Consider the following 21,438-nt stretch of genomic DNA (forward strand, 5'->3'; position numbering starts at 1 on the left):
CAGCTCCCTTTCGTGGCCGGAAGGTCAAACTTAGGTAAGGCTAACCTTGCATGATTTTTATAGGCAAGGCTAACCTAACCCGCGGTGGCGAAGCCGACGACGAAAGAGTTGAGCGTGGAGCAGACGACGGCGGCGCGGCGGCGCGAACTGATGCGGCGGATGATGGCCGAGGCCGGGCTGGGCGCGGACACCGCCCGGCTCGCCCCCCGAGAATCGGACGGACCCGCCCCCCTGTCCTACGCGCAGCAGAGCATGTGGCTGCACCACCGCGCCTTCCCGGACAGCCCCGCCTACAACGTCTGCCTGCTCGTCCGCATGGCCGGCCCGCTCGACGCCGAGGCCCTGCGCGAGGCGTTGCGGGCGCTGATCCGGCGGCACGCCGTCCTGCGCACCGTCTACGCGGACGATCCCGAGCAGCGGCCCGTGCAGATCGTCACCGGGGACGACTCGCTCGACCTGCCGCCGGTCGGGTGCGCGGACGCCGAGGCGCGGGCGGCGGAGATGGCCGCGCTCCCGTTCGACCTGCGGGCCGAGCGGCCGATCCGGCTGGAACTGCTCCGCCTGGGGGAAGACGAGCACGCGCTGGTGCTCGTCGTGCATCACATCGCCTGGGACGGCATGACCTGGGGTTCGCTCTCCCGCGACCTCTCCGCGCTCTACCGCGCGGCCGTCACCGGCGCCCCGGACGGGCTGCCTTCGCTGGACGTCCAGTACGCCGACCACGCCGACTGGGAGCAGCGGCGGCCCGTCGCCGAGGACGACCTCGCGTACTGGCGGAAACGGCTCGATCCGCCTCCGGCTCCGCTCGACCTGCCCGCGGACCGTCCGCGCGGGGCGGCCGTGTCCGAGCGCGGGGGGCGGCGGGCGCGCCGCTTCGACGACGCCGTCACCGAGGGCATGCGGAAGCTCGCCGCCGAGGAGAACCTCACCCCCTACACGGTCATGACGGCCGCGTACGCGGTCCTGCTGCACCGCTACACCGGTGCGGAGGACGTGGCGATCGGGTCGTCGGTGATGAACCGCGAGCACGCCGAGGTGGAGCGGCTCGTCGGAAACTTCGGTAACACGCTCGTGCTGCGCACCGACCTGTCCGGGACGCCGACGTTCCGGCAGGCGCTGCGCAGGGTGGGCCGCACCGTCACCGAGGCCTTCGCGCACCAGGCGCTGCCGTACGACCGGCTCGTCCAGGAACTGCGGCCCGCGCGCGGACGGGGGCGCTCGGCGTTCTTCGACACGATGCTGCTGTTCCTCGCCCAGGAGATCGGCGAACTGGACCTGCCCGGCATCACGTCGAGCTGGACGCACGTCCACAACGGCACCACGCACTTCGACCTGTCGCTGGAGGCGTTCGTCCGGCCGCAGGGGATGACGGTCGAGGCGACCTTCCGGCGCGAGCTGTTCGAGGACGAGCGCATCGACGCGCTGCTCGTCCACCTGGAGGCGCTGCTCCGCGACGCGCTGGCCGACCCCGATCGGCCCGTCGGCGCGCTGGAGGTCCTGAGCGCGGACGAGCGCGCCCTGATCGGTGAGGCGAACGCCACCGACCGCGCCCTGCCCGCGACCGATGTCGTCACGTTGTTCGAGGAGCAGGCGGCCCGTACTCCGGACGCCGCGGCGGTCGAGGCGGGTGACACCGCGCTCACCTACGCCGAGCTGGACGAGCGGGCGGCCGCGCTCGCCGCCGAGCTGCGCGCCCGGGGCGCGGGCCCGGAGAGCGTCGTCGCGCTCGCGCTGCCGCGAACGACCGAGCTCGTCGTCGCTCTCCTCGGCGTCCTGAAGGCGGGCTCCGCCTACCTGCCGCTGGACCTCGACCATCCCGCCGACCGGCTCGCCTACATGCTGGACGACGCCGGGCCGCTCTGCGCGATCGTCACCCGCGACACCGCGCCGCTGCTCCCCGAAGCCACCGAGCTCCTGGTGCTCGGCACCGATCTCCACGAAGGCGGAAACACCCGCACCACGTCCCCGCGCCCGGACGACCTCGCCTACGTCATCTACACCTCCGGCTCGACCGGCCGCCCCAAGGGCGTGGCGATCCCGCACGGCGCGCTCACGAACTTCCTGCTCACCACGCGCGCCCGGCTGAACCTCGGCACCGGCGACCGGCTCGTCGCGGTCACGACCATCGCGTTCGACATCGCCGCCCTGGAACTTTTCGTCCCGCTGATCAGCGGCGCGACGGTCGTCCTCGCGGGCCGTGACACGGTCCGCGACCCGGCCGCTCTCGCCGGGCTCCTGGCGGACGCGACGATCGTCCAGGGAACCCCGTCGCTGCTCGGCACGCTCGACCCGCAGGCGGTGAAGGGCCTGCGCGTCCTGGTCGGCGGCGAGGCGCTGCCGCCCGCGCTCGCCGCGTCGCTGGCGGAATCCGCGACGCTCGCGACCAACATGTACGGGCCGACCGAGGCGACGATCTGGGCGACGTCGGCGGATCTGCCCGCGGAGGGCATCGGCACCCCCTTCTGGAACACCCGCGCCCACATCCTGGACGCCGCCCTCCGCCCGGTCCCGCCGGGCGTCCCGGGCGAGCTGTACTTGGCGGGCGCGCAGCTGGCCCGCGGCTACGTCGGCCGCCCCGACCTGACCGCGGAGCGCTTCGTCGCGGACCCGTTCGGCCCGCCCGGGGCCCGCATGTACCGGACGGGCGACCTCGCCCGGCGCGCCCGCGACGGGGCCGTGGAGTACCTCGGCCGCACCGACGACCAGGTGAAGATCCGCGGGTTCCGGATCGAGCCCGCCGAGGCCCAGGCCGTGCTCGCCGCGCAGCCCGGCGTCGCGCAGGCCGCGGTCGTCGTCCGGGAGGACCGCCCCGGCGACCCCGGGCTCGTCGGCTACTACGTCCCCACCGGGGGCCTGGACGAAGCGGCCCTGCGCGGCGCGCTCGCCGAGGCGCTGCCCGAGTACATGGTGCCGTCCGCGCTTGTCGCCCTGGAGGAACTGCCCCGGACGGTCAACGGCAAGCTCGACCGCGCCGCATTGCCCGCTCCCGAGGCCGAGGTGTCGGGACGGGCGCCGCGCGACGCCCGCGAGGCCGCCCTGTGCGCGATCTTCGCCGAGCTGCTCGGCGTCGAGGGCGTCGGCATCGACGACGACTTCTTCGCGCTCGGCGGGCACTCGCTGCTGGCGGCGCGCCTCGCGGCCAGGGCCCGGACCGTCCTCGGCGCGGAGCCGACCATCGCGGACGTGTTCGAGGCGCCGACCGTCGCCGCGCTCGCGCCCCGCCTGGTCGCGACCGGCGCCGTCCGCGTCCGCGACGTCGCGCGGCCCGAGACCGTCCCGGCGTCGGCGGCGCAGCGCGGACTCTGGCTGGAGGAGCGGCTGCGCGGCCCGTCGGCCTCCTACTCGCTGCCGCTCGGGATCCGCCTGCACGGCCCGGTCGACGAGGACGCCCTCGACCGGGCGTTCGCCGATGTCGTCGCCCGGCACGAGGCGCTGCGCACCCTCCTCGTCGAGGGACCGGACGGCCTGCCCGTCCAGCGCGTCCTCGCCCCGGACGTCCCCGTCCGCCTCGCTGTCATCGACGCGCGGGACGAGACACCGGAAGGCCGCTCGGCCATCGAGAAGGCGGCCACCGCGCACGTCTTCGACATCGGACGCGATCTCCCCGTCCGAGGCACTCTCGTCCGGACGGGCGACGCCGACTGGTCGCTGATCCTGCTCCTGCACCACGCCGCCGCCGACGAATGGTCGTTCACGCCGCTGCTGGCCGACCTCGCCCGCGCCTACGAGGCCCGCCGGGACGGACGGCCCCCCGGCTGGGACCCGCTACCCGTCCAGTACGCCGACTACGCGGCCTGGCAGGTCGAAGCGGCCCCAGACACGGCGCCCCAGCTCGACTTCTGGGAAGAGACGCTCGCCGGGCTGCCCGAGGAGACCGCCCTGCCCTTCGACCGGCCCCGCCCGGCCGAGGCGAGCCGGCGCGGCGGGCTGGTGCCGTTCCGGCTTCCGGCGGCGGGGGCGCGGCGCCTGGCCCGCGAGACCGGCGCCAGCGTGTTCATGGTGCTGCACGCCGCAGTGGCGGCGCTGCTCCAGCGGTCCGGTGCGGGCGACGACATCGCGCTCGGTTCCCCGATCGCGGGACGCGCCGACGACGATCTCGCCGACCTGGTCGGTGTCTTCGTCAACCCGCTGGTGCTGCGCACCGACCTGTCCGGCGACCCGACGTTCGCCGAGCTGCTCCAGCGCGTCCGGGCCGCCGACCTCGCCGCGTTCTCCCACGCCGACGTCCCGTTCGAGCGGGTCGTCGACCGGCTCGCGCCCGAACGCTCCCTGGCCCGCGGACCGCTGTTCCAGATGATGATCGTCCACCAGCGGCTGGACGACGTGCGGCTCGCGCTGCCCGGCGTGCGCGCGGAGCCGTTCCTGCCGGAGACCGGCGGCGTGAAGTTCGACCTCGACCTGTACTTCGCGGAAGGCGACGACGAGGTCGAGGGGTTCGCGGCGTTCGCCGCCGACCTGTTCGACGCGCCGACCGTCGAGCGCCTGACGCGCGAGCTCGGCACGCTGCTCGCCCAGGTCACCGCCGATCCCGGCCGCCGGCTGTCCTCCCTCGGCGCGCCCGTGGAGCACCCCGACACGGCGCGGGAGTGGCCCGGCAGGACGGCCGCCGAGCTCATCAAGGCGCAGGTCGCGCGGACCCCGCACAGGACCGCCGTGGTCTTCGGCGACACCGCGCTCACCTACGCCGAGTTCGACCGCCGCGCCGAGGCGCTCGCCGACCGTCTCGCCGCCGCCGGGGCGGGCCCCGAGCAGGTCGTGGCGCTCGCGCTGCCCCGCTCGGACGCGTTCGCCGTCGCGCTGTACGCGGTGCTCAAGACGGGCGCCGCGTACCTGCCGATCGACGTGTCGTACCCGCCCGCCCGCATCGCCGCGATGCTCGACGCCGTCCGGCCGCTCCTGGTCCTCGGACGCGACGAGCCGCCGCTGGACGCGCCCCGCCGCGAACGCCCGGACGTCCGGCCCGACCACGCGTCCTACGTCGTCTTCACCTCCGGTTCCACCGGGGCGCCCAAGGCCGTCGCCGGCACCCAGCGAGCCCTCGCCAACCGGCTCGCCTGGGGAGCCGGCCTCGCCGCGCCCGGAATCCGCGCCGCCAAGAGCTCGCCCGCGTTCATCGACGGGACGACCGAACTGCTCGGCGGCCTCGTCGCGGGCGACACGGTCGTCATCGCCGACGCCGAGACCGCCGCCGACGCCGTCGCGCTCGCCGGCTTCATCGAGCGCCACGGCATCGGCCTCGTCACGCTCGTCCCGAGCCTGCTGGCGGTCCTCGCGGACAACGGCCCGCCGCCCTCGGTGACCACGTGGATCAGCAGCGGGGAGGCGCTGCCCGGCGCGCTCGCCGACCGGGTCCCGGCGCGGCTGGTCGACCTCTACGGGTGCTCGGAGGCCGCCGGGGACAGCCTCGTCGCCGAGGGCGGCGGGCTGCGGCCCATCGCCAACACCCGCGCCCACGTCCTGGACGCGGCGCTACGCGAGGTCCCCGCCGGGGAGCTGTACCTCGCGGGGGACGGGCTGGCGCGCGGGTATCTCGGCGACCCCGCCCGCACCGCCGAGCGGTTCGTCGCGAACCCGTTCGGCCCGCCCGGTTCCCGCCTCTACCGCACCGGGGACCGCGTCCGGCGCCGCCCGGACGGCGGGCTGCACTTCCTCGGCCGCGCCGACGAGCAGCTCAAGCTCCGCGGCTTCCGGATCGAGCCGGGGGAGGTGGAGGCCGCGCTCGCCGCCCAGCCGGGGGTGCGGGGCGCCGCCGTCGCCGCGCACGGATCCCGCCTCGTCGGCTACGTCGCGGGCGACGTCGAACCCGAGGCGCTCGACGCCGCGCTGCGCGCCCTGCTGCCCGACTACCTCGTCCCCGCCGAACTGGTCGTCCTGGACGAGCTTCCTCGCAATCCCAACGGGAAGGTCGACAGGCGCGCCCTGCCCGCCCCCGGGCGCCCGGCGGGCGGGCGGGCCCCGGCCACCGAGCCCGAACGCGTCCTCGCCCGCCTCTCCGCGAGCGTCCTCGGCCGCGACGCCGTGGGGGCCGACGACGACTTCTTCCGCACCGGAGGCGACAGCATCAGCGCGGCGCTCCTCGTCGCCCGCGCCCGCCGCGCCGGCCTGTCGTTCACCGTCCGGGACGTCTTCCGGCTGCGGACCGTCGAAGCCCTCGCCCGGACCGCCGCGCCCTCCGAAGGGAGGGGGACCGCCCAGGCGGCGGAACCGGCCGGTGAGCTCCCGCTCTCGCCGCTCCAGGAAGGGCTGCTCTACCACCTGATGCTGGCCGGCGAGGCCCGCGACATCTACGTGCAGCAGGCCGTGGTGACGCTGTCCGGCCCGGTCGACCCCGGGCGGATGGCGGACGCGGTGCGCGCCACGCTGGAGAAGTTCCCCAACCTCCGCGCCGGGTTCCGGACGGACGGCGACCGCGCGGTCCAGTTCGTCCCGGACGACTTCGACACTCCCTGGACGCACGCCGACGTGACCCCGCGGGACCTGGAGGCGTTCGTCGACGCCCAGCGCGCCGAGCCGTTCGATCCCGCCGCGCCGCCGCTGATCCGGTTCGCCCTCGCCCGCCTGGCCGACGACGACCACCGGCTGGTCCTCACCTCCGAGCTGATCCTGCTGGACGGATGGTCCGGCGGGCTGCTCGTCACCTCGCTGCTCGGCGCCTACACCGACGCCGCCGCCGAGGCCCGCCGCCCGGTCCCGGCCTTCCGCGCGTTCCTCGACTGGGTGAACGGCCGCGACCGGGACGCCGCGTCGGACGCCTGGCGCCGCGCACTGGACGGCTTCGACGAGCCCGCACTCGTCAGGCCGGGTCTGGTCGACGCGCCCGCCGACCTCGCGGGCGCCGGCGAGGTCCACCGCGCGCTGCCCGCCGGGCTCGCCGAGCGCCTGGAGGAGGTCGCGCGGGACCGGGGCGTCACCCCCGGGACCCTGTTCCAGACCGCGTGGGGCCTGGTCCTGATGGGCCTGACCGGCCGCGACGACGTCGTCTTCGGCGCCTCCGTCTCCGGACGCCACCCCGACGTGGACGACGTAGAGTCGATGGTCGGCCTGCTGTTCAACACCGTCCCCGTCCGCGTGCAGGCGGGCCCGGCGGACGCGCTCGCCACGGTCCTCGACCGGGTCCAGGCCGCGCAGTCCGAGCTGTTCGACCACTCCTTCGTCGCGCTCGCCGACGTCCAGCGCGCGACCGGGCTCGGCACCCTGTTCGACACGCTGTTCGTCTTCCAGAACTTCCCGGGCATGCCGACCGGCCGTGCCTTCGGGCCGGACGGCGACCTGCGGGTCCTCGGGCGCGAGGTCCGCGACGCCACCCACTACCCGATCACGATGGTCGTCGAGCCGGACGCCGGGCTGCGCGTCATGTACCGGGGCGACGCGTTCACCGGGGCCGAGGCCAAGCGCGTCACCGACCGCTACGTCCAGGTTCTGCGGCGGCTCGCCGAGGCGCCCGGAAGCCCGTGCCACCGCCTCGACCTGCTCGTCCCGCGGGAGCACGACCGGCTCCGGTCCGGCTGGGACGAGGCGCGGCATCCCGTGCCCGAGCTGACGGTCGCGGAGCTGCTCGCCGAGCGCGCCGCCGAACGGCCCGGCGACCCCGCGCTCGTGTCGCTTCCGGACGTCCGGCTCACCTACGGCGAACTGAACGCCGAGGTCAACCGGCTCGCGCGGCTCCTGCTCGCGCACGGCGCGGGCCCCGAGAAGGTGGTCGCGCTCGCCCTGCCGCGCTCGGCGCGGATGGTCGTCGCGCTGTTCGCCGTCCTGCGCACGGGCGCCGCCTACCTGCCGCTGGAACTCGACTACCCGGCCGACCGGCTCGACTTCATGCTCCAGGACGCGGCGCCGGTCTGCCTGGTCTCGCACCGCGACATCGCGGCCGGCCTCACCCACTCCGGGGCCACCCTCGCACTGGACGACCCGGCGACAGCGCAGCACCTCGCCGCGCAGCCCGGCCACGACCTGGCACCGGGCGAGGTCCCCGGGTTCGCGCCCGGCACGCCCGGCAGGCTCGACCACCCGGCCTACGTCATCTACACGTCGGGTTCGACCGGACGGCCCAAGGGCGTGGTGACGCCCTACCGGGGCCTCACCAACATGCAGTTCAACCACCGCGCCAACATCTTCGACCCGGTGGTCGCGTCGGCGGGGCGCCGCCTCCGCATCGCCCACACCGTCTCCTTCTCCTTCGACATGTCGTGGGAGGAACTGCTCTGGCTCATCGAGGGCCACGAGGTGCACGTCTGCGACGAGGACCTCCGCCGCGACGCCCAAGCCCTCACCGCCTACCTGCGGCGGCACGAGATCGACGTCATCAACGTCACGCCGACCTACGCCCAGCAGCTCCTGGAGGAGGGCCTCCTCGACGGCGGGCACCGGCCGCCGCTCGTCCTCCTCGGCGGCGAGGCCGTCCCGACGACCGTGTGGGAGCGGCTCGCGCGCGCCGACGGCGTCCTCGGCTACAACCTCTACGGCCCGACCGAGTACACGATCAACACGCTCGGCGGCGGCACCGAGGACAGCGCCACCCCCACCGTCGGCAAGCCGATCTGGAACACCCGCGGGTACGTCCTGGACGCCTGGCTGCGGCCCGTCCCACCCGGCGCGCCCGGCGAGCTGTACATCGCCGGCGCCGGGCTGGCGCGCGGCTACCTCGGCCGCCCCGACCTGACCGCCGAGCGCTTCGTCGCCGACCCGTCCGGACCGCCCGGATCCCGCATGTACCGGACGGGCGACCTCGTGCGCGTCCGCGACGACGGCAACCTCGACTTCCTCGGCCGCACCGACGACCAGGTGAAGATCCGCGGCTACCGGGTCGAGCTGGAGGAGATCGAGACCGCCCTCTCCGCCGAGCCCGGCGTCGGCCAGGCCGCCGTCGTCGCCACCGAGACGGACGTCCCCGGTGTGAAGCGCCTCGTCGGCTACGTCGTCCCGGACGGCTCCCGCGAGGGCGCGGCCGACGAGCAGCTCGCCGAGTGGCGGCAGATCTACGACACCGAGTACACCGAGGTCGGCACGGTCGTCCACGTGGAGGAGTTCGCGGGCTGGGACAGCAGCTACGACGGCGCCCCCATCCCGCTCGACGACATGCGCGAATGGCGGGAGACCACCGTCGAGCGCATCCGCGCGCTCGGCCCCCGGCGCGTCCTGGAGATCGGGGTCGGCGCGGGCCTCCTCCTCACCCGGCTCGCGCCCGGCAGCGAGGAGTACTGGGGGAGCGACTTCTCCGAGCCGGTCATCGCCAAACTCGGCGCGGACCTCGGCGGCGCCGGAGGGCCCGCGTCCAGGGACTGGAGGGCCGTGGGCCCCGGCTCGCCCGTCCGCCTCAGCTGCCGGCCCGCCCACGACACCGGCGGCCTGCCCGAAGGCCACTTCGACACCATCGTGATCAACTCGGTGGCGCAGTACTTCCCCGGCGCCGCCTACCTGGAGGACGTCGTCGCCAAGGCGATGCGCCTGCTCGTCCCCGGCGGGGCCCTGTTCGTCGGGGACGTCCGCGACCTGCGCACGGTCCGCTGCCTGCACGCCGCGGTCCAGCTCGGACGCGGCGCGGGCGATCTGGACGCGATCGAGCGCGCCGTCCGCATGGAGAAGGAACTCCTGGTCGACCCCGCCTTCTTCGCCGCGCTTGACGTCCCCGCCCGCGTGGACGTCCTCATCAAACGCGGCACCCACCACAACGAACTGACCCGCCACCGGTACGACGTCGTCCTGCGCAAGGACGCGGCCCCCGCCCCGGCGACGCCGGCCGTCGACTGGACCGCCCTCGACGACCTCAGGAACAGGCCTGCGGGACCGCTGCGGGTCCGGGGCATCCCCGACCCGAGGTCGGCGAGCGAGGTCGCGGCACTGCGGGCGCTGCGCGAGGGGGCCTCGCCGGACGAGGCGCGGGCCGCACTCGCCTCGGCCCCCGAGGGGATCGAGCCCGAGACCCTGCACGCGATGTTCCCGGACGTCGTGCTCACACCGTCCGACCAGGCCGGCCGCTACGACGCCGTGTTCGGCGGGGGAGCGGCGTGCCCGCCCGCCGAGCCCGGACGCGCGCCCGCCTCGTACGCGAACGATCCGGTCGCCGCGCGCGACCACGGCGTGCTGGCCGCGCGGGTGCGCGAGAGCCTCAAGGCGCGCCTGCCCGGATACATGGTGCCGAGCGCGATCATGACGCTGGACGCGCTGCCGCTCACGGTGAACGGCAAGCTCGACCGGCGCGCCCTCCCCGAGCCCGGGCAGGACGGCCCGCGCCGCACGGGACGGGCCCCGCGCACCCCCGTCGAGCGCCTGCTCTGCACCCTGTTCGCCGAGGTGCTGGACGCGCCCGGCGCCGGGATCGACGACGACTTCTTCGACCTCGGCGGCCACTCGCTGCTCGCGACGAGGCTCGTCGGCAGGGCGCGGGCGGTGCTCGGGGCGGAGCTGGCCATCCGCGACCTGTTCGAGGCGCCGACCGTCGCGGAGCTGGCCGGGCGCCTGCACCGCGGCGCCGAGGCGCGGCCCAGGCCCGTCCTGGAGCCGGGGGAGCGGCCCGAGCGCGTGCCGCTGTCGTCGGCCCAGCGGCGTCTGTGGATGCTCGACCAGCTGCTCCGCGAGGACGACGGGCCCCGCGACGCCTACCACCTGCCGCTCGCGGTCCGGCTGCGGGGCGAGCTCGACCTCGAAGCCCTGGAGGCGGCGGTCGGCGACGTCACCGCCCGGCACGAGAGCCTCCGGACGGTCTTCGCCGAGCACGTCGGCGTGCCCTACCAGCGGATCCTCGACCCCGACGAGGCGCGTCCCGTCCTGGAGGTGGCGACCTGCGCGCCCGAGGACGTCATCGCCAGGCCGTTCGACCTCGCCGAAGAGATCCCCCTGCGGGTCGCGGTCTTCCCGGAGGGCGAGCGGGACCACCTGCTGCTCGCCGTCTTCCACCACATCGCGTTCGACGAGTGGTCGTTCGGACCGTTCGCCCGCGACGTGGCCGAGGCGTACGCGGCGCGGCTGGACGGCAGGGAGCCCGCCTGGGAGCCTCCGCCCGTCCAGTACGCCGACCACGCCCTGTGGCAGCGGGAGCTGCTCGGCGACCCGGCCGACCCCGGCAGCGTCCACGCCCGGCAGCTCGACCACTGGGCGCGGGCGCTCGCGGACCTGCCCGAGGAGATCCCGCTGCCGGTGGACCGGCCGCGCCCCGGCACCGTCGGGCAGCGCGGCGGCACCCTCGCCACCGCCCTGCCGCCGGGCCTCACGGGCCGGCTCGGACGCCTCGCGCGGGACGCGAACGCCAGCATGTTCATGGTCTGCCAGGCGGCCGTCGCGGCGCTGCTGCACCGCACGGGCGCGGGCGACGACATCCCCCTCGGCAGCCCCGTCGCGGGACGCACCGAGGAGGCCGCGCGGGACCTCGTCGGCTTCTTCGTGAACACGCTCGTCCTACGCTGCGACGTGTCCGGCGACCCGGCGTTCACCGAGCTGCTCGCCCGCGTCCGGGAGGCCGACCTCGCCGGGCTCGCCCACCAGGACCTGCCGTTCGAGGCGGTCGTGGAGGCGCTGCGCCCGCGCCGCGTGCCAGGCCGCAACCCGCTGTTCCAGGTGATGGTGGGGTACGAGAACCAGGGCGTCGGCGACGTGCGGTTCCCCGGTCTGGAGCAGCGGGAGGCGCTGTTCGGGCCGGGCTCGGCGAAGTTCGACCTGGACTTCATCTTCCGGGAGGGCCCGGACGGGCTCCGGCTCGTCGTCGACTACTCCGCCGACCTGTTCGACCGCGCCACGGCCGCCGCGCTGGCGGACGGCCTCGTCGCGCTGCTCGCGGCCGTCGCCGACGACCCCGGCGTCAGGGTCGGCGCGCTGCCGGCCGTCCTGACCGCCCGCGCCGTGACCGCCGAGGAGGCCCCGCGGGCGGCGCGCCGGGACGACGACCGGGAGGCGGCCCTGTGCCGGATCTTCGCCGCGGAGCTCGGCGTCCCCGAGGTCGGCCCGGACGACGACTTCTTCGACCTCGGCGGGCACTCGCTGCTCGCGATGACGCTGGTGCGGCGCCTCCGCCGCGAGCCGGGCTGCGCGGGCCTGAAGATCGCGACGCTGATGGCGGCGCCCACCGTGGCGGGACTGCTGGCCCGGCTCGCTCCCGCCGATGGGAGCGAGGCCCCGCGGGAGTGAGGCGGCTCATACTTGCCCGGCCATTGCCTAGTTAGGTAAGCCTAACCTAATATCCCTGATCAACACCCTCCGGCTTCTCGACCCCCAACATGGAAGGTCCGCCATGCGCACCACGATGCGGCGCCTGACCGTCGCCGCCGCGCTCGTCCTCGGACTCGGATCGGCCGCCGCCTGCGGCGACGACGAGCCCACCGGCGGAGCCGGCGGCTCCGGCGGCGCGGCCGGGGCGTTCCCGGTCACCGTCGCCCACAAGCTCGGCTCCGCGCAGGTGAAGTCCGCGCCCAAGCGGATCGTCGCGCTCGGCGAGGTCGACCAGGACGCGCTGCTCGCCCTCGGCGTCACACCCGTCGGCATGGCCGAGCTCACCGGCGTCCAGCCCGACGGCCTGACCCCCTGGAGCGCGCCGAAGCTGACCGGGGGCAGGCCCAAGCTGCTCAAGGAGAACGAGGCGGGCTTCAACCTGGAGGAGATCGCCGCGCTGCGGCCCGACCTGATCCTGGCCGCCGGCGACTTCGCCATCGACAAGGAGTACGGCAAGCTCTCCAAGCTCGCGCCGACGCTCGCCTACCAGAACGGCCCCGCCGAGGACTCCTGGCAGCAGATCACCCAGCAGGTCGCCACCGCGATCGGCCGCCCCGAGGACGGCCGCAGGCTCGTCGCCGGCGTCGAAGCGAAGATCGCCGAGGTGAGGACGAAGCACCCGGAGCTGGCCGGCAAGGAGTTCGCCTTCACCAGCGTCTTCCCCAACGGGAACATCGCCGTCATGAAGTCCGGCGACGACACGAGCGTGAAGCTGCTCCAGCAGTTCGGCATGACGCTGCCCGAGTCGCTGAAGAAGCTGCCAGGCGACGGGTTCGCCGCCGAGCTGAGCATGGAGAAGGTCTCCGTCCTGGACGTCGACGTCCTGCTCGGCCACTACAACGACGACCCCGCCACCCAGAAGAAGATCGAGGGCAACAAGCTGTTCGCCGGGCTCGGCGCCGTGAAGCGCGGCTCCTACGTGCCGCTGGACCTGAAGTCGTTCTGGCCGCTGCGCACCCCCACCCCGCTCGCCGTCCCCTACGTGATCGACCAGGTCGTCCCGCAGATCGCCAAGGCCGCGAGCGCGGCCGGGCCCGCCTGATGCCGGAGGAGCGCATGCACACCCCCGTCCGCGACGTCGTCGGCATCGGGTTCGGCCCGTCCAACCTGGCGCTCGCCGTCGCGCTGGAGGAGGAGCACGGCGGCGCGGACGCGGTGTTCTTCGAGAAGCAGCCCGCGTTCGGCTGGCACCGCGGCATGCTGATCGACGGCGCCACCATGCAGGTCCACTTCCTCAAGGACCTGGTGTCGCTGCGCAACCCCGCCAGCCCGTACTCGTTCCTGGCCTACCTGCACGCCCGGGGCCGGCTCGTCGACTTCGTCAACCACAAGACGATGTTCCCGACGCGGCTGGAGTTCCACGACTACCTCGAATGGGCCGCCGCCGCGTTCGAGGGCCGCGTCCGCTACGGGACGGAGGTCGTCGCGCTCCGCCCGCACGACGACGAGGCCCTGGAGGTCGTCGTGCGGCGCGGCGACGAACTGGAGACGCACCTCGCCCGCAACGTCGTCATCGGCGCGGGTCTCGAACCCGTCCTGCCGGAGGGCGTCCGGGCGGGGGAGCGGATCTGGCACACCGAGGACCTGCTCACCCGGCTCGGCGAGCGCCGGGACTGGGCCCCGAACCGGATCGTCGTGGTCGGCGCCGGGCAGAGCGCCGCCGAGGCCGTCGAGTACCTGCACCGCACGTTCACCGGCACCGAGGTGTGCGCGGTCTTCGCGCGGTACGGGTACTCGCCCGCCGACGACAGCGCGTTCGCCAACCGCATCTTCGACCCCGAGGCCGTCGACCACTACTACGCCGCGCCCGGCGACGTGAAGCGCATGCTGTTCGAGTACTCCCGCAACACCAACTACTCCGTCGTGGACCTCGACCTCATCGACGAGCTGTACCGGCGCGCCTACGCCGAGAAGGTCGCGGGCGCCGAGCGGCTGCGCATCCTCAACGTCTCCCGCGTCCTGGACGTCGCGGACCGCGGCGCCGGCGGGGCGCGGGTCCGGGTCGCGTTCCTGCCGACCGGCGAGGTCGCCGACCTGGACGCCGACGCCGTCGTCTACGCCACCGGGTACCGCGAACGCGACCCGTTCGACCTGCTCGGCGAGGCGGGTGCGCACTGCCGCACCGGCCCGGACGGGCGCCCGGTCGTCGAGCGCGACTACCGCATCGCCACCGAGCCCGGCCCCGAGTGGGGCGTCTACCTGCAGGGGGCCACCGAGCACAGCCACGGGATCGCCTCCTCCCTGCTGTCCATGACCGCCGTGCGCACCGGGGAGATCGTCCGGTCCGTGGCGCGGCGGTCCGCCCCCGTCACCCCCGGCGTCCAGAGGAAGGCACGAGCATGACCACCAACCCGTTCGACGACCCCGAGGGCACGTTCCTCGTCCTCGCCAACGCCGAAGGCCAGCACTCGCTCTGGCCGGCGTTCGCCGACGTCCCCGCCGGGTGGACGACCGTGCACGGCCCCGAGTCCCGGTCCGACTGCATCGGGTACGTCATGGACAACTGGAAGGACATCCGCCCGCGGAGCCTGGCCGCCGAGACGCCGTGAGCCCGCCGGTCACGACCGCTCGGCCCTGGCCGCCTCCTCGAAGGCGGCCATGCGGGGCAGGACGTTGCCGAGCGGCGGGACCACCTCCGGCAGCGCCGCCATCATGACGGCGGGGGGCGGCAGCCAGCCGTCCTCCCGGATGCCCTGGACGATGAGGCGCTCGGCCTCGGCGCGGTCGCCGTCCTCCACCAGGCGGGCGATGACGCCCTCGAACGCCTCCCGGCGGCGGGCCGGCGACCGGATCTGGGCGACCATCCGCTCGGCCTCCGGCAGCCGCCCCGCCGCGGCGACCGCCAGCGCGATGTCCCGCAGGATCGGGCCCTGCCGGTGGTGGTGCTGCGGCTCCTCGCCGAGGATGCCCTGCGCCTGCTCGGGCAGCCCCGCCCGCAGCGCGGCGGCGGCGATCCCCGCGAACGTCGCCCCGCGGACCTTGGGGTCGCGCACGCTCCGGGCGATCCGCAGCGCCTCCTCGATGAGCCGCACGGCGCGGCCGGCGTCGCCGAGGGCGGCGGCCCGCTCCGCGACCGTGGTCATGGTGCTCCACGCGGGGAACGGCAGCCGCGACGCCCGCATGATCTCCGTCACCCGCTCCGCCTCGTCCAGCAGCCCGAGCTGCGCGGCGGCGTGCGCGATGTGCGACAGGGCCCGCTGGTGGCGCTGCTCGTCCACGTAGGTGGCGGCGAGCTGCTCGGCCTCGCGCAGCAGCCGCCGCGCGCGCTCGGGGTCGCCGATCGCGTCGGCGAGCAGGGCCAGCTCCACGAGCCCCCGGCAACGGGGCTCCGGATTGGTGATCGCGATGGTGCGGACGGCCGTCTCGGCGTCGTCCATCGTCCGGCCCGCCAGGTTCGCGTTGCCGGTGGCCGCGATGGCGGCGGCCAGGGATCCGAGCAGCTCGCCGCGGATCCGCATGTTGCGCACCCCGCGCGCCTCGCGGACCACCCGGCGGCGCAGGGCCCGCAGCCGCTCGGTGCTCGCCCGGCAGACCGCCAGCAGGACCTCCACCCGCAGCCGCGGGTCGGCCAGCCCGGTCGCGAGCCGCTCCGCCAGGTCCAGGTCGCCGGTCTCCACGGCCGCCGCCGCGAGCTCGGTCGCCGCCCCCTCGCTGGAGTCGGCGTCGAACCCGGCCAGCCGCTTCTCCCCGTCGGCCAGCAGCCGCCCGGCCGCGGCGGCGTTCCCGAAGCCGTGGGCGGCGCGCGCGACCTCGGTCAGCGCGGACAGGCCCATGGCCGGATCCGACACGAGCGCGACCAGCCGCCGCGCTGTGTCGAGGTCGGTGACCCGGGCCGCGGCCGCCGCCAGCTCCGTCGCGACGGCGTCGCGGGAGTCCTCGTCCAGACCGCCGAGCAGCTCCTCGGCGGCGGTCAGGAAACGCGCCACCCGGGGGTAGGCCCCGGCGGCGTAGGCGGTCTCGGCGAGCTCGGCCAGCGTCGAGACCCGCCGCCGGGGGCTGTCGACGACGGCGGCGATCCGCTCCGCCTCCCCGAAGCGGCCCCGGCGGGCGGCGACCACGGCGGCGGCCGTGATCTCGGACTGGGTCAGGTGCCGCACCGAGCCCGCGGGAGCCAGCTGCTCCGCCGCCAGGAGGTAGGCGACGGCCCGGTCGCGGTCGCCCCGGGCCGCGACGATCCGGGCGAGCCGGGCCAGGCCCGTGGCCCGGCGAAAGCCGTTCTCCACCCGGTCGACCAGCTGTTCGGCGTCGCCGAGACGGCCCGCCTCGGCCAGCTCACCGGCGGCGTTGACGCTCGCGAACAGCTGCTTGCGGGTGCGGCTCATGCCGGCCAGCGCCCGGTGGACGACGTCCAGGCGGCCGTCCCGCGCGGCCCGCTCCGCGATCGTCCCGAGCAGGGTGTTGCGCTCGTGCACGTCGATGACGAAGAAGGCCGCCCGGACGGCCAGCCCGGTCAGGCCGAGCTCGGTCGCGGTCCTCGCCGTCTCCGACGGCAGATCCTGCTGGGACGGGAGGCGCAGCGCCGCGTCGACGCCCGCCTCCAGCACGCCGGAAGCGCCCCGCAGCTCGGCGACATAGGTCTTGATCAGCAGGTTGACCGCCCGCGCCGCCTTGGGGGACGTCCCCTCGGCCACGGTCAGCGCGAGGGCCAGCAGGCCGCGCGCCGCGTCCAGGTCGCCTTCCGCCGCGACATCCGGGGCCGCCTCGACCAGCGGCGCCCACTGCCGCCGCGGCTGGAGCGAGACGAGGTCGGCGGCCGTCCTCATCAGCCGGATCGCGGTGTCCGGCAGGCCGGCGTCGAGCGCGCCGACGGCGGTACGGGCCGCGCCGAGCACCCTGCGATGGCCCTCCAGCAGCGCCGTGAGCCGTTCGGCCTCGTCGAGCAGCCCGGCGTCCACGACGCAGGTGAGCAGCTCGCCGAGCGCCGCCTGCCGGGACGCGCCGCCCTTGGCCGTCACGGCGTCGATCGCGGTCGCGAGCATCGCCTCCGCGGCGGCCCGCTCGCCGCGCAGCGCCCGCGCCCGCACGATGCCGCCGAGCGCCCGGGAGAGCGCCCGGGCCCCGTTGACCGACGTCCCCGCCAGCTCCTGCGCCGCCGCGAACTCGCCCCGGTCGGCCAGCAGCCGCACGAGCTCGGCGAACGTCTCCCACCGCAGGTCGTCGGGGGTCAGGAGACCCGCCAGGCGCTCGGCGTCCTCCCGCAGGCCCTGCTCGGCGGCGGCGCGGGCGGCGGCCACGATGATCGGCCACTGGTGCTTGCGGTCGGCGAACGACCGCGCGATGCGCTCCACCGAGTCGCACAGCCCGGCGCGGGCCGCGTCGCAGGCCATGTCCGTCATCAGCTCCCTGCGCCGGATCCGGGACGGGACGACGGAGGTGAAGAGCCGGGTGGCCTCGTCCAGGAGGGTCTCGGCGCGGGTGAAGCCGGGGCCGAGGGCCAGCGCGATCCGGGCCAGCGTCCGGGCCCTGCGCACCCCGCTCAGGATGCCCCCCGCCAGCAGCTCCGCCTCCTGGAGCCACAGCGCCGCCTCGGTCTCGGCGCCCGCCCGGTTCGCCGCCTCCGCCATGGAGATCAGGATGTTGGCCTTGATCGAGGCGACGGGGATGTCGCGGGCCATCCGCTCGGCGCGCTCCAGCTCCCCGAGCTCGGTCCAGGCCACCGCGATGACCTCGGGATGGACGCGGACCGGCAGGCGCAGCTGGTCGCGCCACAGCGCCAGCACGTAGATCACGGCGAGGTCGGGGGTGCCCGCCGCGAGGAGCAGCCGGATCGAGTCGGTCAGCGTCAGCACGGCCGGCTCCACCGTGCCGGTCCGCTCCAGCAGGCGGCTCCACCGGTCGGGCTCGTTGAGCCGCAGCAGGCGGTCCAGGTCCCCGTCGTCGGCCAGCGCCTGCGGGAACCGGTCCAGCAGGTACAGGGGGGTGTCTGCGGGCCAGCCGCCGGTCCGGTAGGTCTCGGCCCAGTCGAGCAGCCTCCCCCAGAAGCCCGCCATCGCCTCGGCGCCGAGGCGCTCGGTCGTGGTCTCCCGGATCAGGTCGTGGGCGAAGGAGTAGCGGCCACGGCCGTCGTCCTCCCGGCGCTCGACCAGCCGGGCGATCGTCTGCTCGACCAGTTCCCGGACGTCGTAGAGGTCCAGGCCGGTGAGCCGGGCGATGTCCTCGTCGGCCAGCCCGCCGCCGGAGGCCGCGAGCAGCCCGAGCACCTCGCGGCTCGTCCGGTCGCTCAGGTGCTGCTGCAGGTCGCGCTCGGCGGCGTTGCGCGAGGCGCGCGAGGCCTCGTTCGCGGCGAGCGTGCGGCGCTCGCACCCGCGCAGCGGATGCCCGTCCGGGACGTCGGCGGGCACCTCGGGGAAGTGCCTGCTGGTCACCAGCACGTGGCTGCCCGGCGGCACGTACTCGGGGAGCTGCGCCGCGACGCTGCTCTCGCGGTGCCGCAGGTGGTCGTCCTCGTCGAGCCCGTCCACGATGAGCATGAGATGGCGCCCGTCGGCGGTGACCCGCTCGACCGCGCGCTGCCACAGGTCGTCCAGGTCGAACGCGGTGGGCACGACCCCGGGCGTCGGAGTCTCGCCGACCAGCGGGGCCAACTGGTCGGCGAGCGCGGCCCGGTAGTCGGCCAGCCGCGAGCCGGCCGACCGGGACACGAAGAACGCGACCGTGACGACGTCGGGGGCGGGGTCCCCGGCGAAGGCGGCGGCGAGCGTCGTCTTGCCGGCCCAGGGCTCGCCCACCAGCCACAGGTAGGGCGTGCCGCTCGTGGCGAACTCCTGGAGCCGGCCGAGCTCGGCGTCCCGGTCGGCGGGGTCGGGGCAGCGGGCCCGCAGCTTGGTGATGGTCGACCAGTACCGCGACCGGCGCAGCGGCGCGGACGGCCCCGCGCCGCCCGGGTCCAGCCGCACGCCCGCGCCGTCGAGGAGCCCGTTCAGCCGCTCCCGGCTCGGCCGGGGCTCGACGAACTCGCCGGCGATCCGCGGCCGGTGCGGTCCGGCGGCGCTGAAGACGCGGGAGGCGGTCAGGGGCCCGTCCGGCTCGGCCCAGCGTACGACGCCGACCAGCTTGCCGCCGACCAGGACGGGACCGCCGGACAGGCCCCGGTACCGGCGGCCGGCGCGCTGCGGGGCGTCGTCGCGGTGCAGGTCGAGCAGGCCCGTCTTGACGTTGGCGCCGAGGAGGACGTCGCCGTCGACCTGGTCGACGTCGCGGACGCCGCCGAGCTCGCTCTCGCGGTCGTGGGAGGCGGGGAAGCCCCACGAGACGAACCGGGCGCGCCCGGTGCTCCAGGGGTCGACGTCCGCCAGCACCGCAGGGGCCACCGCGGGCAGCGAGCCGTCCGCCACCCGCAGCAGCGCCAGGTCGACCTCGGCGCCCTCGGCGGTCCAGACCCGCTCGGCGGCGACGGAGACCGACTCGTCCGGCGTGGCGAGCCGGACCGTCACGGTGCCGGAGGCGGCCAGGACGTGCCGGCAGGTGAGCACCAGCCCGGCGGAGATCCGGTAGCCGGTGCCGTAGCCCTCCTCGCCCTCCCCGACGAGCACCTCGACGGTGCGCCAGCGTGGTTCGTCAGGGATCACCGGCCGGGCTTGCGGAGCCGGTCACCCACCTCGATCGGCTTGCCGTCCACCTGCGGATTCAGCGTGACCGCCACCCGGTGCGTGGTGGTCTGAGCGAGCTTGCCCGACGCGCCGACCTCGACCACCCAGACCTTCACCTTGCCGTTGGCGCCGCCCTCCCTGACCACGGCGACCTCGAACTCGACCTCGACCGGCCCCACGCTGAAGCGGATCTCCTCGTCGGCACCCTCGAGCTGAGCCCGCGCCAGGTCGTCGCGGATCGCTTTGACTGCCTCTGCCAAGCCGATTTCCTGCATTGCTCCCCATTACTCGTAAGTGGGGAGAGTTTAGCGCTTTGTAGCGGGCCGGATTGAATTGAACGGAGGTCATGTCTTCGGCAGGGACGGCCTGTCCGCGAAGAACCTGGCCATGAGCTCGCTGGCATAATCCGGCCATTCGTGCCCTCCGCGCTGCCGGGTGCAGAGCGCGACGACGACGGGGCCCGGGCCCGTTCCGACGCAGTCGTCCGGCGCGTCCGGCACCGGCCACGAGAGCGCGGGCAGCTTGTCCACCCATCTCCAGAACTCCATGAGGACCTGGACGGGGATGAACGGGAAATGGACGTCCGCGTCCATGTTCCCGCCGCCCGTATAGGGGACCGACGGGTCCCACGTCCCGTGGAAGGCCAGCACCGACACCGGTTTGCGGGGCGTGCAGCCGATCGCGAGGGCGCCCGACACCACGGCGATCCCGGCGATCCTGTCCGACCGCTCGCACGCGTACCGGTACGCCATGCCGCCGCCGTTGGAGAAACCGGTCACGAAGACGCGGCGCGGGTCGGCGACGCCCTGCCGCACCAGCGTGTCGATCAGCTTGTCGAGGAACGCGACGTCGTCGACGCCGGTCCACCGGGCGAACCAGCAGCAGGCCCCGGCGTTCCAGGTGCCGAGGAGCCCGTCGGGGTAGGCGACGGCGTAGCCGTGGCGGTCGGCGACCTTGTCGAGCCCGCTCTGCTCGCGGACGTACTCGGAGTCGTTCAGGCCGCCATGCAGGGCCACGATGAGCGGCACGGGCGCGCCGTCATCGCGCTGGGGCGGGACGTGAAGGAGGTAGGGGCGGTTCCAGTCGCCCATGGGAATGGTGTGCTTCGACGTTCCCGGGGCGTCCTCGGACGCTCCGGCGGGCAGGGGGTGGGCGATGAGCGTCGCGAGGAGCGCCACGATCATCGCCGCCCGCACGGCGATCTTCATAGCGCGATCTAACGCCCGCCGCGCCCCGCCGGGCTACGCACCGGCGCGCAGAAAAGCCCGGCCCTTTTTGGCACGCCGGCGCGCGTCGCGGGACGAGGCGCCCCCGATGCAGCCACGAACCCGGCCCCGAACCGGCCTCCGCCGCCTCGGTGATGACGTGGCGGGCGGGTCAGTCGCGAGCGAGGGCGGCCAGCTCCTCGTCGGCCGCGCGCCGGTGCGCCTCGGCGTCCTCCCGGGCGCGCCAGGGGCTCCAGCGGCCGCTCATGACGAAGATGAACGGCAGGAACACGATCTGGCCGCCCAGGCAGACGTACCACCAGGTCCGCCACTGGCCGGGGCCGTCCTGCGAGGCCTTTTTCACCTGAACAGCCAGGCGAAGGTGTAGTAGCCGTTGTCCGGGTAGACGGCCAGCTGCGCGAAGCAGGCCGTGGCCGCGACCGAGC

8 protein-coding genes are annotated in these 21,438 nt (G+C 75.0%); 4 read left to right on the forward strand and 4 right to left on the reverse strand.

Annotated elements, in window-relative coordinates:
- Positions 1 to 84: 84 nt before the first annotated feature.
- The 4 genes from BJY14_RS41540 (at position 85) to BJY14_RS41555 (ending at position 14,747) form a co-directional block, all read left to right on the forward strand.
- Complete coding sequence (locus tag BJY14_RS41540; protein ID WP_218905829.1) at positions 85 to 12,117, forward strand: non-ribosomal peptide synthetase; 12,033 nt, start codon at positions 85 to 87, stop codon at positions 12,115 to 12,117.
- 103 nt (positions 12,118 to 12,220) lie between these two features.
- Complete coding sequence (locus BJY14_RS41545) at positions 12,221 to 13,240, forward strand: iron-siderophore ABC transporter substrate-binding protein (RefSeq protein ID WP_179848602.1); 1,020 nt, start codon at positions 12,221 to 12,223, stop codon at positions 13,238 to 13,240.
- Positions 13,241 to 13,254: 14 nt separating this feature from the next.
- Positions 13,255 to 14,541, forward strand: a complete 1,287-nt coding sequence (locus BJY14_RS41550) for a lysine N(6)-hydroxylase/L-ornithine N(5)-oxygenase family protein (RefSeq protein ID WP_246396310.1) — start codon at positions 13,255 to 13,257, stop codon at positions 14,539 to 14,541.
- Positions 14,538 to 14,747, forward strand: coding sequence for an MbtH family protein (locus BJY14_RS41555; protein WP_179848604.1), 210 nt, complete (start codon positions 14,538 to 14,540; stop codon positions 14,745 to 14,747). The genes BJY14_RS41550 and BJY14_RS41555 overlap by 4 nt, the downstream gene beginning before the upstream one ends.
- Positions 14,748 to 14,756: 9 nt before the next feature.
- On the opposite strand, the gene BJY14_RS41560 is transcribed toward BJY14_RS41555, so the two are convergent.
- The 4 genes from BJY14_RS41560 to BJY14_RS41575 form a co-directional block, all read right to left on the reverse strand.
- The gene (locus tag BJY14_RS41560) at positions 14,757 to 19,766 is read right to left on the reverse strand and encodes a trypsin-like peptidase domain-containing protein (RefSeq protein ID WP_179848605.1); all 5,010 of its coding nucleotides are present in this window, start codon (positions 19,764 to 19,766) and stop codon (positions 14,757 to 14,759) included.
- Positions 19,763 to 20,062 (reverse strand): trypco2 family protein, encoded by a 300-nt coding sequence (locus BJY14_RS41565; RefSeq protein WP_179848606.1) that lies wholly within the window; start codon positions 20,060 to 20,062, stop codon positions 19,763 to 19,765. The genes BJY14_RS41560 and BJY14_RS41565 overlap by 4 nt, the downstream gene beginning before the upstream one ends.
- A 69-nt stretch (positions 20,063 to 20,131) precedes the next feature.
- Positions 20,132 to 20,995 carry a CE1 family esterase gene (locus BJY14_RS41570; protein ID WP_179848607.1) on the reverse strand — a complete coding sequence of 288 codons (864 nt, stop codon included), beginning with the start codon at positions 20,993 to 20,995 and terminating at the stop codon, positions 20,132 to 20,134.
- A gap of 169 nt (positions 20,996 to 21,164) precedes the next feature.
- On the reverse strand, positions 21,165 to 21,356 hold the full coding sequence (locus BJY14_RS41575) for a hypothetical protein (RefSeq protein ID WP_179848608.1): 192 nt from the start codon (positions 21,354 to 21,356) through the stop codon (positions 21,165 to 21,167).
- Between the last annotated feature and the right edge of the window lie 82 nt (positions 21,357 to 21,438).

It is taken from the genome of Actinomadura luteofluorescens (assembly GCF_013409365.1).
Classification (GTDB): domain Bacteria; phylum Actinomycetota; class Actinomycetes; order Streptosporangiales; family Streptosporangiaceae; genus Spirillospora; species Spirillospora luteofluorescens.

What these genes read in the sequence shown, in the direction of transcription:
- BJY14_RS41545 (WP_179848602.1), top strand. Translation starts at nt 12,221, where the DNA reads ATGCGCACCACGATGCGGCGCCTGACCGTCGCCGCCGCGCTCGTCCTC.
- BJY14_RS41550 (WP_246396310.1), top strand. Translation starts at nt 13,255, where the DNA reads ATGCACACCCCCGTCCGCGACGTCGTCGGCATCGGGTTCGGCCCGTCC.
- BJY14_RS41555 (WP_179848604.1), top strand. Translation starts at nt 14,538, where the DNA reads ATGACCACCAACCCGTTCGACGACCCCGAGGGCACGTTCCTCGTCCTC.
- BJY14_RS41565 (WP_179848606.1), bottom strand. Translation starts at nt 20,062, where the DNA reads ATGCAGGAAATCGGCTTGGCAGAGGCAGTCAAAGCGATCCGCGACGAC.
- BJY14_RS41570 (WP_179848607.1), bottom strand. Translation starts at nt 20,995, where the DNA reads ATGAAGATCGCCGTGCGGGCGGCGATGATCGTGGCGCTCCTCGCGACG.